The 15,334-nt window shown below is 52.1% G+C and carries 12 protein-coding genes; 9 read left to right on the top strand and 3 right to left on the bottom strand.

The features are described 5' to 3' along the window. Positions 1 to 3: 3 nt before the first annotated feature. The 6 genes from NXT01_RS04510 to NXT01_RS04485 all read left to right on the top strand — a co-directional run bounded on the left by NXT01_RS04510 (position 4) and on the right by NXT01_RS04485 (position 6,747). Positions 4 to 690 carry an energy-coupling factor transporter transmembrane protein EcfT gene (locus tag NXT01_RS04510; RefSeq protein WP_259078039.1) on the top strand — a complete coding sequence of 229 codons (687 nt, stop codon included), beginning with the start codon at positions 4 to 6 and terminating at the stop codon, positions 688 to 690. Continuing rightward, positions 687 to 1,715 carry an AAA family ATPase gene (locus NXT01_RS04505; RefSeq protein ID WP_259078038.1) on the top strand — a complete coding sequence of 343 codons (1,029 nt, stop codon included), beginning with the start codon at positions 687 to 689 and terminating at the stop codon, positions 1,713 to 1,715. Before NXT01_RS04510 ends, NXT01_RS04505 begins: the two co-directional genes overlap by 4 nt. Before the next feature lie 43 nt (positions 1,716 to 1,758). Continuing rightward, entirely contained in the window at positions 1,759 to 2,982 is a 1,224-nt protein-coding gene (locus tag NXT01_RS04500; RefSeq protein WP_396124746.1) for an MFS transporter, read from the top strand. 202 nt (positions 2,983 to 3,184) lie between these two features. Next, positions 3,185 to 3,586 (top strand): (deoxy)nucleoside triphosphate pyrophosphohydrolase, encoded by a 402-nt coding sequence (locus NXT01_RS04495; RefSeq protein ID WP_259078035.1) that lies wholly within the window; start codon positions 3,185 to 3,187, stop codon positions 3,584 to 3,586. A 185-nt stretch (positions 3,587 to 3,771) separates the two neighbouring features. Next, positions 3,772 to 4,182, top strand: a complete 411-nt coding sequence (locus tag NXT01_RS04490) for a hypothetical protein (RefSeq protein ID WP_259078033.1) — start codon at positions 3,772 to 3,774, stop codon at positions 4,180 to 4,182. 471 nt (positions 4,183 to 4,653) lie between these two features. Next, entirely contained in the window at positions 4,654 to 6,747 is a 2,094-nt protein-coding gene (locus tag NXT01_RS04485; protein ID WP_259078437.1) for a DEAD/DEAH box helicase, read from the top strand. Between the two features lie 129 nt (positions 6,748 to 6,876). Here NXT01_RS04485 and NXT01_RS04480 read toward each other — a convergent pair whose 3' ends face one another. The 3 genes from NXT01_RS04480 to putP all read right to left on the bottom strand — a co-directional run bounded on the left by NXT01_RS04480 (position 6,877) and on the right by putP (position 9,743). Continuing rightward, on the bottom strand, positions 6,877 to 7,368 hold the full coding sequence (locus NXT01_RS04480) for a DUF2269 family protein (protein ID WP_259078031.1): 492 nt from the start codon (positions 7,366 to 7,368) through the stop codon (positions 6,877 to 6,879). Positions 7,369 to 7,420: 52 nt separating this feature from the next. Continuing rightward, positions 7,421 to 8,101 carry an HNH endonuclease family protein gene (locus NXT01_RS04475; protein WP_259078029.1) on the bottom strand — a complete coding sequence of 227 codons (681 nt, stop codon included), beginning with the start codon at positions 8,099 to 8,101 and terminating at the stop codon, positions 7,421 to 7,423. A gap of 127 nt (positions 8,102 to 8,228) precedes the next feature. Further along, positions 8,229 to 9,743: a sodium/proline symporter PutP gene (gene putP / locus NXT01_RS04470; protein ID WP_259078027.1), complete on the bottom strand. Its 1,515-nt coding sequence runs from the start codon at positions 9,741 to 9,743 to the stop codon at positions 8,229 to 8,231. Between the two features lie 336 nt (positions 9,744 to 10,079). Here putP and NXT01_RS04465 point away from each other — a divergent pair, with 336 nt between their 5' ends. The 3 genes from NXT01_RS04465 to NXT01_RS04455 are packed head-to-tail and all read left to right on the top strand — an operon-like array spanning position 10,080 to position 15,323. Continuing rightward, a complete protein-coding gene (locus NXT01_RS04465; RefSeq protein WP_259078025.1) occupies positions 10,080 to 13,235 on the top strand; it encodes a DEAD/DEAH box helicase in 3,156 nt (1,051 codons plus the stop codon). Position 13,236: 1 nt separating this feature from the next. Further along, positions 13,237 to 14,130 carry an SWIM zinc finger family protein gene (locus NXT01_RS04460; protein ID WP_259078023.1) on the top strand — a complete coding sequence of 298 codons (894 nt, stop codon included), beginning with the start codon at positions 13,237 to 13,239 and terminating at the stop codon, positions 14,128 to 14,130. Between the two features lie 53 nt (positions 14,131 to 14,183). Beyond that, positions 14,184 to 15,323, top strand: a complete 1,140-nt coding sequence (locus tag NXT01_RS04455) for an exonuclease SbcCD subunit D (protein ID WP_259078022.1) — start codon at positions 14,184 to 14,186, stop codon at positions 15,321 to 15,323. Positions 15,324 to 15,334 lie beyond the last annotated feature (11 nt).

Genomic DNA, 15,334 nt, shown 5'->3' with positions numbered 1-15,334 from the left:
TCCATGATTAATCCACTTACCACTCTCAGCTTCGCCGCAGCTACGTGGATTTTTGTCTTGGGGGGCAATGACCTAAGAATTTCTCTTCTTGTCTGTGCTATCGCTCTTACTGCTGCGTGCCTAAAAACCGTGAGTCTCAGACCCCTCGGGGCTGTCCTCACAATCGTGACCCCAGTAGCTTTATCCATCGCAATAATTCATATTCCGTTTGGTGAGCAGTCCATAGCACCGTTGATCACCCGCGACGGTGGGGCTATCGCTCTTCATCTTAGTGTGCGTTTTGCCGCTCTTATGGCTAGCGCCGTGGCGGCTTTTAGTTTCTTTACCCCAGCTCGCCTGAACAAGGCCATGCAGCTCACACGTATTCACCACTCGGTTACTTTCCTTATCACGCAGTCCCTCCAATTCTTACCATTCGCCCGCCACGTACTGGAGACGGTGATAACCACCAACACTTTGGCAGGCCGCAGAGCTTCGTGGCGGCACCCGTTTATGGTGGTTGAATTCTATATTTTCCCCCTCATTATGCAGCTTCTTCACCGCGCTGGGGAGAGAGAAGTTGCCCTTCACGCACTCGGTGTGGATCTAGCAGGCAGACGCAGTGTTTATTGCCCTGAGCGGGATCCATGGTGGGAAAAGATCGCCCGTCCTTCAGTTATCATCGCAGCAATGATCGGAGGGGTCCTATGAGCGTGATTGAACATCACAAGGGCTCTGCTCTGAATCACTACCGGCCAGATGGAACTATGGGGATTATTCAAAGCGAGGCTTCAACTCACCTTAGTCTGCTGCGCGAAAGTGTAGAGGAAGAGATCGCTTTTCCGCTGGAGCAGCGAGGAATTGATCGGGCATCCATGCGGGCTCGGGTCGATGAGGTCATCGCGGCTCTGCGGCTTGAGCTGCTTCGATTGCGAAATCCAGCTGATCTTTCCCCGGGTCAAGTGCGGCTTGTCGTTATCGCAAGCACTTTAGCTCTGCGGTTTCCTACCATCCTTATTGAATCCCCCTACCGCGGTCTCGACCACAAAGCCCGCACGCTCTTAGAACAGTATCTGCACTCATACCCAGGGCAAGTGCACCTCTTCATAGCTGAAGCACCTACGAGTCCACTCGAGCTTGAAACAGTTACCTCACCCCTTCCGGGGACATATTGGCCGATCAAGGTAGCTCAACGTGTTGCGACCCGCACTCGTCGCCGCTTATTTCGGCCCGCAGAGGTTACCTTTAGCACCCACATACCCTTCGCTGAGCTCATCCCAGGTGAGGTGGTGTACCTAAGTGGAGCAAATGGGAGCGGAAAGACGACGTGCTTGCTCGAACTTGCGACGCAACAGCGAGATCACTCGGTTGCTATGGCAGTACAGCATCCAGTCGACCAAGTCCTCGAAATCACTCTTTCGGATTTTCTCGCAGGTGCCCCGAATCCCACAACAGCCACACGTGATACGCACCCCCTCGATCTCAGTGCGGAAGACCTGCGTCTCGCCCAGATTGCCCGAACCCTCCATTCGGGCGCTCACGTCATTCTGCTCGACGAACCAGATCAGGACTTAATATCAAAAGAACCAGTAGCCCACCAGCTTCTCCACCGCGCCTTGTCGCAGCCGGATCCGCCGGCGGTGATCATAACCAGCCATGATAAGCGCTTCATTCATCGAGTGGAAAGCTATGCATCTGTGCGTACGGTACGAATGGGAGAAACAGGACTAGGATGATGGGGTTGATCAACATCACCCCGATCGTGAGAAGAAGGAGCGGATAGTCGTGGCTGAGGAGCCGACCACGAAAATACCTGGATCGATTAAAACTCTCGTTGCGGCTGCGTTTATTATCGCACTAGGTTTTGGTTTTATATCCCCGATCCTGCCGCAGTACATCACCAGCTTCAATGTCGGTACCGCCGCGGCTGGATTCGTCATCTCTGTATTTGCTATCAGCCGCCTCATTTTCGCTCCCTTTGCCGGCAGACTCGTTGATGCTCTTGGATCGCGCACCATCTATATTTCAGGGCTTCTCAGTGTTGCCGTGACTACTACCTTGGTAGGGGTTGCTCAAGAGTATTGGCATATTGTTGCGCTGCGTGGTCTCGCGGGTTTTGGCTCTACTATGTTCACAGTCTCCGCAATGGGTCTGGTGGTTAAACTGTCGCCTCCTGAAATTCGCGGGCGCTGTTCGGGCGCTTATGCCTCAGGCTTCCTCTTTGGTTCGATCCTGGGCCCACTAGCTGGCTCCGCCCTCTCTTTCCTCGGAATGCGCTGGCCTTTTGTCATTTATGGAGTATTTCTATCGCTAGCCTCATTGATTGTTTACCTGCGGCTACCTAAAAATATTGGTGAGGCCACCCCTACGAGCGAATCAAAACCAGCTTTCAGCCCCAAAGAAGCTGTGCGACTGAATACTTACCGGGCGGCCCTTATCGCCTCCTTCGCTAACGGGTGGGCCAATTTTGGAGTGCGCATCGCCATCGTTCCGCTTTTTGCTGCCACCGTATTCCACCAAGGCCCAGCTTTTGCTGGGGTCATCTTGGCGGCCTATGCGGTCGGGAATGCCCTCGCTCTGCAGTTCTCGGGGCGTCTAGCTGACCGCCACGGTCGTAAGCCGCTAATCATTGTAGGTTTATTCGTTTCCGCCACATTCACTGCGACATTCGGACTAACCGAAGATATCTACCACCTCATCGCGCTCTCGGTCCTAGCTGGTGTGGGTTCCGGTCTCTACAACCCGCCGATGCAGGCGAGCTTGGCCGATCTGATCGGCAACGACCGTGCAGGGGGCAAAGTTCTCGCTTCCTACCAAATGAGCTCTGATTTTGGTGCCATTCTAGGCCCAATTTTGATCGGTGCAGTGGTGGAGATATATGGCTACGAGATCGGTTTCTTGGCAACTAGCGCGGTGCTTTTCTTTGCCGCTATCAGATGGGTTTTCGCGCGGGAAACCCTAGCAATTAAGGCTACAGTGGAAAATCTCGAGCCTCGAGAGTAGCTAAAAGAGACGAGTCTGAGAAGGACCTCTAGACGTTCTCTGATTCTATAGTAGGCTTTAGTACTCTTTGGCTTCTCCGAGTTGGGATGGAAAGGTCGTTAGTTCACCAGCTCAGATCACGCCCGTTAGACTGGTCCAGACCTCTAGGAGCTCTTGAGGTAAACCTGCTTGAAGCGATGGTGTGTAAGGAACGTAGAATTTTATGAAGAAATTAATCCGGGTCGTCGGTGCCGCCATCGTGGCCGGTGAGAGGGTTCTAGCAGCACAGCGTGGAGTAGGGATCTCGCTTGAAGGGAAATGGGAATTTCCTGGTGGAAAAATCGAAGCAGGGGAAACTCCTGCTGCAGCTCTCGTCCGCGAGCTCAAGGAAGAATTGGACTGTTGTGTAGAGGTCGGGGATTTGGTTAATACCGCGACCTATGACTACGACTTCGGCTCGGTGGAACTGAGTATTTTTTTCTGCACACTGGTTGGTCGAGAACCTACCCCGAAGGAGCACGCCCAAATCCGCTGGGTTGAAATTAGCCAACTATATGAGCTTGATTGGGCGCCAGCAGATCTAGCCGCTGTCGATGCTCTTGTGGGGCGCACTGATGAATCTTGAGGCTAAATATAATGTCGACCAGTTGATGTCTAGATGCGCGGGGAAAGTGTGCCCTTCGGTTTTGTTGATTCCGATACTCAATCCGGTAGTCGCTTAAGCCCAACACAGATTTCGGATCAGCCGGCTAACACCATGCTCAGAGCGTTGAGCGAAGAACCAGTGGTGCAGTGTGCTCAAGGTTTTCCGTGGCGTCTATTAGCTCTCACGCTTTAGAGTTGTTGAAGGACGACCTCTTAGGCTTCCAAGGGCCTTTTAGTCTTATTAGGTCAAGGTATGACGGTTTTGACGGGCTGGATATATTCCGCGAGTTGCTACGAATTCCCAATATTGATGTATGTGTCTACCATGGCAGCGGTCTTCTTTCGAAGGGCTATCTCTTTGAGCACCGGAAGTATCGCAGCGTAATCATCGGTAGCTCGAATCTTAGCCGGAGTGCTCTCCTGGAAAACGAGGAGTGGAAGCCTAAAGTATCTGCTTCTCCCGGAGGAGGAATCACCGCATTAAACAGTGCGACGATCAATCGACCACTTGATACTCGCAACGGCGGACTCTTGACTGAAGAATGGATCGCCGATTACGAACGCACGGGTCTTTAGAGCCCCCTAGATCAAGTGCCCAGAAAATGCCCAACCCGGGATTATCGCGAATGCCATGCATTGAGGGCTGATATCTATGACTACGTTGGCCTGTATATTTTCGTTAGACAAGATGATTCCGAAGGATGAGGTTTTCCGTCTGGGAGAATCAAGTGTTCGCCACGCCACGAATGGATCGTACTGAGACGATTCCGAGCAAGGATCATACTCACGTAAAGAGATGGTTCTCGATTTCAAGAGCTTCGTTAAAGCGACAACCTCCGATCACCTGGAAGCATAGCGATGTTAAGGCGCTCGAAGCCGCTTTAGATGGGGGATCAATTTTAGGGTAGTGAGGTAACACTCTTGATGGTGCATGTATAAATAGCAGCATTAATTAATCAGGCGCTTGCCCTATCTTTTCGGTGGGTGGCATCCCTTGATTCGGCGATTAACCCCAAAGCCTCGTCATGCCGTATCGTAGATTGGGCAATGAGTATTACCGATGACGCTACCAGCGGCGCGATTGAGCTGGATGAGAATAATAATGTGTCGGAATCTCAGGAAAATACGCAGGCAACCACTGAGCCAGTTACCCTTGATGAGGTACTAGGTTCAGATGACGCCCGGGACGCGGACACTTCTGAGGACACCGGCTCTACTGTAGAAGTAGACAACGAAGTAGATGACCAGAGTGACTCAGAAGGTGAATCCAGTAATGAAAATACTGGACCTAATTTCGCCGAATTGGGTCTGCCCGAGTTCGTACTGAAGGCAGTATCAAAGGTCGGCTACGAATCTCCATCGCCTATCCAATCAGCGACAATTCCAGTCCTGCTCGAAGGCCATGATGTTCTAGGCCTAGCTCAGACTGGTACAGGTAAGACTGCAGCGTTCGCGTTGCCCATCTTATCCAAAATTGATCCTGATGTACGCCACCCCCAAGCGCTCGTTTTGGCACCGACGCGTGAATTGGCCTTGCAGGTAGCTGATGCGTTTCAGTCCTTCGCGGATCACTTAGGTAAAAGGATTTCCGTACTTCCGATCTACGGCGGCCAGTCCTATGGCATTCAGCTCTCGGGATTGCGCCGTGGCGCCCAAATTGTGGTTGGCACACCAGGTCGTGTGATCGACCACTTGCAGCGCGGATCTCTCGATATCTCAGCACTACGCTTCCTCGTCCTTGATGAGGCTGATGAGATGCTGAATATGGGCTTCCAGGAAGATGTTGAGCGCATCCTGGCCGATACCCCAGAGGTTAAGCAGGTTGCTCTCTTCTCCGCGACGATGCCTAATAGTATTCGCCGTATCTCTAGGGACTATATGAATGAGCCCCGCGAGATCCAGGTGAAGTCTGAAACCCGCACCGCCACTAATATTACTCAGCGATTCCTTAATGTGGCTCATCGCAATAAACTCGATGCGTTAACCCGTATCTTGGAAGTCACTGAGTTTGAAGCCATGATCATGTTCGTGCGTACCAAGCACGAAACTGAGGAGCTCGCTGAAAAGCTGCGTGCCCGTGGTTTCTCTGCAGCTGCTATTAACGGCGATATTGCCCAAGCCCAGCGTGAGCGCACCGTGGACCAGCTCAAGGACGGCCGTCTTGATATCCTCGTGGCCACCGATGTTGCGGCCCGCGGTTTGGACGTGGAGCGCATTTCTCACGTGCTGAACTTCGATATCCCCTCCGATACTGAGTCGTATGTGCACCGGATTGGTCGTACGGGCCGTGCCGGGCGTACGGGCGAAGCAATTCTCTTTGTCACCCCTCGTGAGCGCCGATTCCTCCGCAATATTGAGCGTGCTACTAATGCGCCTTTGCATGAGATGGATCTGCCGACCGCTGAAGAAGTTAATGATTCTCGCCGTGCCAAATTTGCCGATTCGATCACGGAGTCCTTGGAAGATCCTCAGGTTGCCGAGTTCCGCAGTTTGGTGAAAGCGTACTCGGAACAGCATGATGTTCCGTTGGAGGATGTGGCAGCCGCCCTAGCAACTCAAACTCGTGCGGGTACTGAGTTCTTGATGAAGGACGAGCCGTTCGAGCGTCGTCGTGATCGTGATGATCGCGGTGGTCGTGACCGTGGTGGGCGCTTCGGCGATGAGCGACGCGGAGGTCGTGACCGGGGCGATCGTGGTGGTTCCCGCTTCGAGCGCTCGGGCCAAGATATGGCTGTCTACCGCCTAGCAGTGGGTAAACGTCAGCATGTGCGCCCTGGTGCTATCGTCGGCGCGCTGGCCAATGAAGGTGGTCTCTCCAATAAAGATTTCGGCCGCATTACTATCGCCGCAGACCACACGTTAGTGGAGTTGCCGCGTGACTTGCCAAACTCTGTATTGGATAACTTGCGCGACACCCGTATCTCGGGGCAGTTGATTCAGATTGAGCGCGATCATTCCGGTGCCTCCATGGATCGTCGTGGCTCGGGTCGCGGAGATCGCGGAGGATTCCGTGGTGATCGTGGTGGTTTCCGTGGTGAGCGCGGAGGACAGCGCGGTGGCCGGGACCGTGGTGATCGCGGTGGCCGTGGTTTCCGCGGTGGACGTGATCGCGATGACCGTCGTGGCGGTTGGCGCGACTAATTCCATGATTGACCCCCTCCATTTGATGGTTCGCCGTTAATGGAGGGGGATTTTTTATGTGAATATAGCTCCACTGAGAAAAAATGCCCTCTAGATTATTTAATCCAGAGGGCATTTCTCAACTAGGTTTTAAGCGAAGATGCTCGTGATAGAAGACCACATCATAAGAATGAAGACAATCACCCACAGCGCCGCGAAAATACCGCCAAACATTGACAGTTGGCTTTTCGCGCGATTCCAATCGGCAACAGAAAAAGTTTTCGTCGATTGTTCATCAGCTGGCAGGAGATTAAGGGCGCCTAGCATATTTTTCTGGCGCGGAATGATGAGGAAGAGAAGGAGAGCCCAAGCAATAACAGAGAGGGCAATGGATGCATGGTAACGGCCTTCACTCCAATAGTCGCCGGTAAACATCAGCGCAAAGCCGAGAAGCGGAACGAGAAGCGAGAGTATCGCATAGGTTTGAGTGGTCTTGTGAAGAACCTTAGCGGCTCCGGCGGCCTGCAGATCGCCGTCTTTGGCTTTGAATGCTTGGGTATGGAAGCTTGATACCGCCACGGTAATGGGACCAAGGAAGAGAACCGCTGTGAGGATATGGAGGAGTTCCAGAAGAGAATTCATGGTAGAGTCCTTTCACTTTCTTAGAATACTTAAAAAGATACGGAAGACTACCCTACTCGAACAGGCACTGTCGACGCATAATTGACACGTCCCTTTTTGTCAGGGCAAGGTCGTATTTCACCGCAATGCGTGCGAGACGCGTGACATACCAACAGCGTCGGTGGATATTGCTTGGAAGATATCGGGAGGGCAGAAGATCTGATTTTCTTTGATTCTCTTCTTGCGATACCGCCACTAGATTGTCTGGATCATTGGCGAAGGCGCGCCGTTGGGACGTCTCCCATCGAAAGGCCCCCATATCCCATGCCGCACGTAGCGGAAAGATATGATCCACCTCGATGGCACGACCTGAACCATCTGCTGCGGTAGAAAGCGTCGCTGTTGAATAGGGATCGGGGCCAGTAAGGGGCACGGTTGCAGGAGCCGTGGGACAAAAGCTACCGCTTTCACGGGGTATGTCTGAGGGAGACTCCAATAGTTGGCTATAGATGATCTCCTCGCGGATAGAACACGGGTGTCCGGGGATCGTAGCCCAACCTGATCCAAACTCCTCCCGAGAATAACCAAGTATATGGGTGCGGCGGGAGACCACCCGAATTGAATCGAAGTCAAAATGACTACGCTGCGGATTTGGGAAGTATTCCCCAAGCAACATCAGGGTCACAAGCGTGAGAATCAAGGGAATAACAGGGATGCGATACTCATCCTGAGTAGTACTGCGAAATGGACGCATACGACCTACGACTAAGCAGGGGGTCCATTTGGTTCCTCAAGATGCGCAAAACCCCTTCTCCTTGCCAAGAAAAAGCAACGAGGAGGGGTTTGGTGAAGTTTTAAACCGAAGTCTTAAACCCGGGAATTTAATCTCTAGCCCGAGCGGTTGCGGTCATAAACTGTTGAGTGACTGTGTCCTGTGGGGGAGCGGTGATCAGCGATACCACCACGGTGACGACAAAGGAGCTGATAACACCGGGCACCATCTCGTATAAGAATTCGCCAAGGCTCGTCGATCCCCAGATGAAAACCACGATGGCACCAGTTATCATCCCAGCTAGTGCGCCCTGGGTATTTAGCCGCTTCCAGTAGAGGCTCAAAAGCACCAGTGGTCCGAAGGCCGAGCCAAAGCCCGCCCACGCGAAGCCAACTAATCCCAAGATGGAATCGGATGGATTTACCGATAGAATGCCAGCAACTACAGCTACCGCAACCACCGCTGTGCGGGAAAGATTGATGAGTACCTGCTGACGTGGTTTCTTCTTTACCACAATAAGGTAAAGATCCTCTATGAGTGAGGTGGAGGAGACTAAAAGCTGGGAAGAAATAGTGGACATGATAGCTGCTAGGACCGCAGTCAAGATGAGACCAGCGATCAGGGGATGGAAAAGAATTCGTCCCATATCTAGGAAGATGGTTTCAAAGGCCTGGCGGTCCACAATCGAGATATTTGGGTTCTGACCGAAGAAGGCGGTACCGATAATCGCCACAAAGGTGGCGCCAGCAATGGTCAAAATCATCCAGCCAATACCAATAGCGCGGCCACGCTTGGCGTCGGATGGACTGCGTAAAGCCATAAATCGCACGATGATATGCGGCTGACCAAAGTAACCTAAGCCCCAAGCCATATTTCCGATAATCGCTGCGAAGGAAACTCCGGACACCATTGAGAAGTAGGTGGGATTACCCGCCCCAGAGGTATACGGTCCGTAATCGTTATGGGCGGCCCATGTCCATATAGAGCTGGGGTCGTCGAGATAAAACAGCGCCATGACAGGAACGATGATAAGGGCACAGAACATGATCGTGCCCTGAACGGCATCCGTATAAGAGACCGCCAAAAAGCCCCCGACGAATGTGTATACCACTGTAATAAAGGCAACGATCAACATGCCGTCCAGATAGTTGCCGCCGAAGGTTGACTCGAAATAGCGTCCGCCTGCCACCATGCCGGAGGAAACATAAAAGGTAAAGAAGACCACAATAATGAGGGCGGAAACTACCCGGAGCAGGCGGGAGGAATCTGAGAGTCGATTTTCAAAGAAGGAGGGGATAGTGACCGAGTCGGAGGCGACCTCTGAGTAGGCGCGCAGTCTCGGGGCTACCCACTTCCAATTGGCCCATGCGCCAGCAATCAAGCCAACGGCAATCCACAATTCGCTGATACCGCTGACAAAGAGTGCACCAGGAAGGCCCATGAGAAGCCAGCCAGACATGTCGGAGGCACCGGCGGACATCGCCGCAACAAAAGGATTGAGGCCTCGTCCGGCGAGAACGTAATCGTCGTAGGCGTCAGTTTGGCGGTAGCTCCAGTAGCCAATGCCAAGCATTGAGCTCATATAGATAATGATGGCGAGGATATACCAGGTTTGATCTGACATAGGGCCGCCACCTCCTTTGATAGTTCAGTGACAAAAAGAAAAGAGATGAAAATATTTCTTCCCCTAACACTGTTCGAGCCTCTTGCTTGCGATTAGGGGTGGGAATTTTTCATCACGGGAAGGGATCTTACACGCCTAGTAGTTAATAGCAGGACTTTATCGAACAGAGATGCACAATCAGGAGAGAGTGAAATATACCGAGCTGTGGGCATTCCTCGTGGTAGCGGGAGAGTGCAATCTATAGGGATTCGCAAGATGAAAGCGAGGGTATATTCTTATACAGATCGGCTTCTTTTTCTTCTGGCACTCGATTTTCCTTTGGGTGGAACGGTTTATATGACTTCTCACTTAATTCACGGACTCTGGCAGCGTAGTTCGGGCCTGCATCTGTGGATCGAACAAGTAGAGGGGCACCGTATTGTTACCCCTGATGATATTGCGCCGGGAGTTTTCCCCGACGAGATAGACGCCATGATCCGGGGGAAAAAATTCTGGCACCGGTTGAATATGACCCTGCTCACCCCCAAAGGGCGCCAAGTTCGTCTGGGAGTCCCCACAATGGCCTTGGCTCCAGAATATGCTGTTAAGCTCCTCGCCCGAGTTGCTGCCCTCAACGAGGTCACCACCACCGAATCCCAGCTCGCCACGATTGCTAGTGATCTGAAGTGGATGAGCCACCTGTATAAGGGGTTATATCACTGTGTGCGGGCGGGTCGGATCACCATCAAACTCAATTATTTTGAGCAGCAATGGTATCCCACGTGGCAGCTATCGACGGGCTTGGGAGAGCGCGGTTGGATCGCTCATATGACACACGCGTGCCCTGGTGTACTCGTGCGCAATAGTGGTTCGAGTGTGGCAGAAGATATGGCCGAGGAATTGCCACATTGGATTGCGCAGGCGATCCTCAAACCGCTGTATTTTAAACCCCGAGCCACACCATGGCACGATTTTCCGCGTGCCCTTTTAGCCTCCGAACCGCTTAGACGCGGAAGCGCTCAAGTTGTGAGCGCGTTGAATAAATGGAAAGAATCCATACAGGCTGTAGGTCTGGAGCTGATAATTCGAGTTGAGGAACCCCCGCGTTCAGACGAAGAGGAGCAGAATTTATACGACAATGCTGATCATGCCGAGTGGCCTGTGAGAGTCAGCGTGAGATCCGGTATCGACCAACCTGTGCCTGTTATTCTCAGTCAATTTGACTCAACTACCCGTCAACAGTTGGAGGCTATGCGGCGAGAATTGTCCTTTGTCTCCCGCTATTTTTCAACCGAACAAACACCTCACGCGCATCCGACAACACGGTTAAATGACGGACAGGGCGGGGATTTTGATATCTACCTCAGTACTGTCGATCTTGTGGACTTTATAGCCACAGATATAAAACGGTTGCGCGAAGCTGGATATACGATCTTTCTCCCCAAAGCGTGGAGCAATCAGGATACAAAGGCTACCGTCAAAGTGAGCGCCGCCAGTGAATCGACAGGAGATCGCAAGGTCGGTATGGATGCTATTGTGGACTTTTCCTGGCAGATCGCTATCGGCGACACCACCTTAGATGACAAGGAAATGAAGGAACTCATCGCCTCGCAGTCGGGACTGATAAAGCTGCGCGGCGAATGGGTCATGGCTGATTCCCAAGCCTTGAACAAAGTGCGCTCATATTTATCGAAGATGCACAGCTCGAAGCTGAGCTCCCTCGAAAAAGAGCGTGCCAGGCTCCACCAAGAGCTTCTATCAGATGTCGACCCCGATCTGATCTGTACCAGGAAAAAGGAAATCGCGGACTTAACAGCCCGCATCGCCAGGGAAGCCTCTAGCTCGGGACGTCTGAGCTTGCAGGACCTGCGCGAATTGTCTCTAGCTGATGAGTCTCAGTATGCACACGACCCGGTAGAATTCACCGGAAGCGATTGGTATCTGGCTCTGATGGGTAAGGGAAATCTCCCCGAGCTACCCGCACCACAACCCGTAAAAATCCCGACCACGGTGAGAGCCCAACTGCGCGATTACCAGCACCGCGGCGTTTCATGGCTGAAGTGGATGTCTAGCCAGCATCTCGGCGCTATCTTGGCTGATGATATGGGACTCGGAAAAACCCTCCAACTTCTCACTCTCCAAGCAATAGAAAAAGCCGAGTTTGAGACACAGATGCACGCCACGCGTGGGATCACCTCCAGGTCCCCGTACGGGCCGTCTTTGGTGGTCGCTCCTACATCGGTGGTAGGAAACTGGGCCAAGGAGGCGCAGAAATTTACCCCAGAGTTAAAGGTGCTAGTCCACCATGGGCCCAAGCGGATAAGTTCGAAAGATGAGCTTGATAAATTAGCTGGCTATGATCTCGTGATCACCTCCTACGGCACTGTGAGCCGAGATATCTCTTTGTTCACCCAGGTGTACTGGCACCGGGTCACCCTCGATGAAGCACAGCATATAAAAAATTCTCAGACCCGAACCTCCAAAGCTGTGCGCGCACTCAGGAGTACGCACCGGCTGGCTTTGACGGGCACTCCAGTGGAGAATAGGTTGCTGGAACTGCGTGCCATCCTAGATTTTTGCAATCCAGGGATCCTAGGCAGCGTGTCATTTTTCAGAAATCATTTTGCCAAGCCCATTGAGGTAACCCAAGATGAAGTCGTGGCTGAGAAGCTTAAAACTCTCACGCAGCCTTTTATCTTACGAAGGTTGAAATCCGATCCGACAGTGGCCCAGGATCTGCCCGCAAAGACCGAAAATATTGTGACAGTCGATATGACCGCTGAGCAGGCAGCTCTCTACCAGGCCTACGTCAATGAACTCAAAGAAGCTTTGAGCCATAGAGAGGGCATGAAGCGCCGTGGCCTCATCCTTAGTTCTTTGACGAAAATTAAGCAGATCTGTAATCACCCAGCTCATTTCTTGGCCGATAACTCGCCCGTTACCTTTAAAGGCAAGCACCGTTCTGGCAAAATCGAAGAGCTTATGAATATCGTCGATAATGCCCGTGCCAATGACGAGAAAATTCTTGTATTCACCCAGTACAAGGCCTTCGGAGATATTCTTGTACCATATCTGGAAAACTACTATGGCACTGACATACCCTTCTTGCACGGAAGTGTGAGTAAATCGGGCCGCGATCGGATGGTGGATGAATTTCAATCAACGAGCGGGGCGCCGGCAATGGTGCTCTCGCTGAAGGCGGGTGGCACGGGACTCAATCTCACCCAAGCTAATGTGGTGGTCCATATAGATCGCTGGTGGAATCCAGCAGTGGAAAATCAGGCCACCGACCGTGCCTATCGCATCGGTCAAGATAAAAATGTCATGGTATACAAACTCATTACTGCCGGCACCCTCGAGGAGAAAATACAAGAAATTATCGAAGGTAAATCAGCTCTCGCCCACACGATGATAAGTCGCGGTGAAGGGTGGCTGACCGAGTTAGACGACAGTGAGCTGGCAGAATTACTAGAGTATCGGACCATGTCCGATGGTTTGAGTAGGGAGGACTAGAATGGCAGATAATCAAGCACTACCTCCGAACAGGCATATTTCTCGCGACAATATTATCTACGCAAATTTTCATGCTGCAAAGCGCAGCTCAGCGGGCGAGGATGAACGACAATCGCCGGCGAAAATCCGACGTATCGAAGGGATGCGCTCGCACCGAAAGCACGAGCGCATCCCTTTAATAGCCAGGCGCATAGTGGAACTCGTAGAGAAAAAAACCGAACCTAAGAGGGGAGAGCGAGGCCGGTCCTACCAGCGCGCAGGTAAGGTTGCGAGCCTCGATTTTAAGGACGGGGTTATATACGGTTCAGTAGCGGGTACCCAAAATCTCCCATTCGATTGCGCCATAACTTTGCCCTACTTCGGTGAAGAGGCAAAAAGAAAACTTATTCAACTCCTACTGGAGAATCCCGTCGCACTCGAGCGGATGCGCGCCGGGGACTTTCCTCACGAGGTGGTAGATCTTTTAATTGGAGCCACTCCTTTTGACATCCGGTTTTCGTGTGATTGCCCGGACCTGAAGCCGCTATGTAAGCATCTCGTTGCGGTTGCATATGAAGCCCAGGAGAAAATAGAGCGCGAGTTTGAGGTCGCCTTAAAGATGCGGGGACTCTCGTTTGCCGCAATCGACGAGCTGCTAGTCTCTGCCGCACATATAGCTGCCCAAGAGAAGGCGAAAGATGCCACTATCGACCAAGAGGAATTTTGGCATGGAGGCCCTGTGCCACCTATCCCAGAGTTGGAAGTACATTCTGTTCTCGATGACTCGGATCTCACACTTTTGCATCAAGCGATGCGATTGGTCAGCTTCAGTACTTTGGACGAATTAAGAGCAGTAAGCGATATCGAAGACATTTTCGATTATCTAATCCGCGCAGACGATGATGTGTCTCAGTAATCTTCTAAAATTAAAATAACGACAAAATCAGCGAGCGAGGGGCCGAAAGAACAATGGCAGTTAAATTCTTGCATACCTCAGATTTTCAAATCGGTATGACCCGAGCTTTCCTCGAGGGTGATGCAGGCCCCCGCTTTGAAGCGGCACGCAAAGATGCCATAGTGCGCCTCGGTGAGATAGCTGCAGACAACGGGTGCGCGTTTATGGTGGTGGCAGGGGACGTTTTTGAGCATAATACTATTAATGCCAGGGTGCGAGAACGCGCTCTGCAGGCGCTAGCGAATATCCCTGTGCCAGTCTATCTACTACCTGGAAATCACGATCCTTTGAGTGCGGATAGCATATTCCACCGTGTGCAAGAATACGAGGGTTTAAATATCCTCGACGATGACTCGCTACGAGAGGTCCTCCCCGGCGTCGAGTTAGTGGGAGCCCCGCTGCGCTCGAAGCGAGCAGGCCAGGATCTAGTAGCTAAAGCGTTGAAGGATCTTTTACCCACTTCGGCTATTCGAATTGTGGTGGGACATGGACAGGCGCTTGCGCGCTCTAATGAAGTCAACCCAGATCTTATTGATCTGGCTGCCGTGGACAAGGCTCTCGAACAGGGGATCATTGATTATGTTGCGCTTGGTGATACCCATTCCACCCAGTCGGTGGGGTCCAGCGGAAAAGTTTGGTATTCAGGCGCACCCGAAGTGACGGATTTCAGAGAGGAACCCAGTGGGATGGGGGAATATAACTCTGGAAATGCTCTGATCGTCGAAATTGAAAAGAGTGGCCACACAAGTACCGTTAAACCTGTAGAAGTTTCGGTAGGCACGTGGCGCTTTATCGCACCCCATTTCGAACTGTATAGCAGAGCGGACGTCGAAGATTTTTTTGCCTACCTCGATGCCTTCCCAGATAAAGATCGAGTGGTTATCAAATATGCCCTCACCGGCTCTCTTGATATTAGTACTATGAGATTCTTCGAGAACGGACTTGCTCAGCGAACAGTACTTTTCGCAGCTCTATTTCCGCGGACGCGCCTGATGGACTTAGCTATTCAGCCCACAGCCGATGATGTGGACGATCTTAGTTTTGACGGTTTTGCCCGTGAAGCTTTCGAGGAACTCATAGAATCAACAGATCCCCATGCTCAGGAGGCATTGAAATTGCTCCTGCGCCTTGAAGCCGGACTGGACAGGACCTAAGAGGAGAATTC

The sequence above is a fragment of the Corynebacterium sp. ES2775-CONJ genome, from assembly GCF_024814515.1.
Taxonomy (GTDB): Bacteria; Actinomycetota; Actinomycetes; order Mycobacteriales; family Mycobacteriaceae; genus Corynebacterium.
The sequence above is the reverse complement of the archived record's forward strand: the minus strand, read 5'-3'. Positions and strand labels throughout refer to the sequence as shown.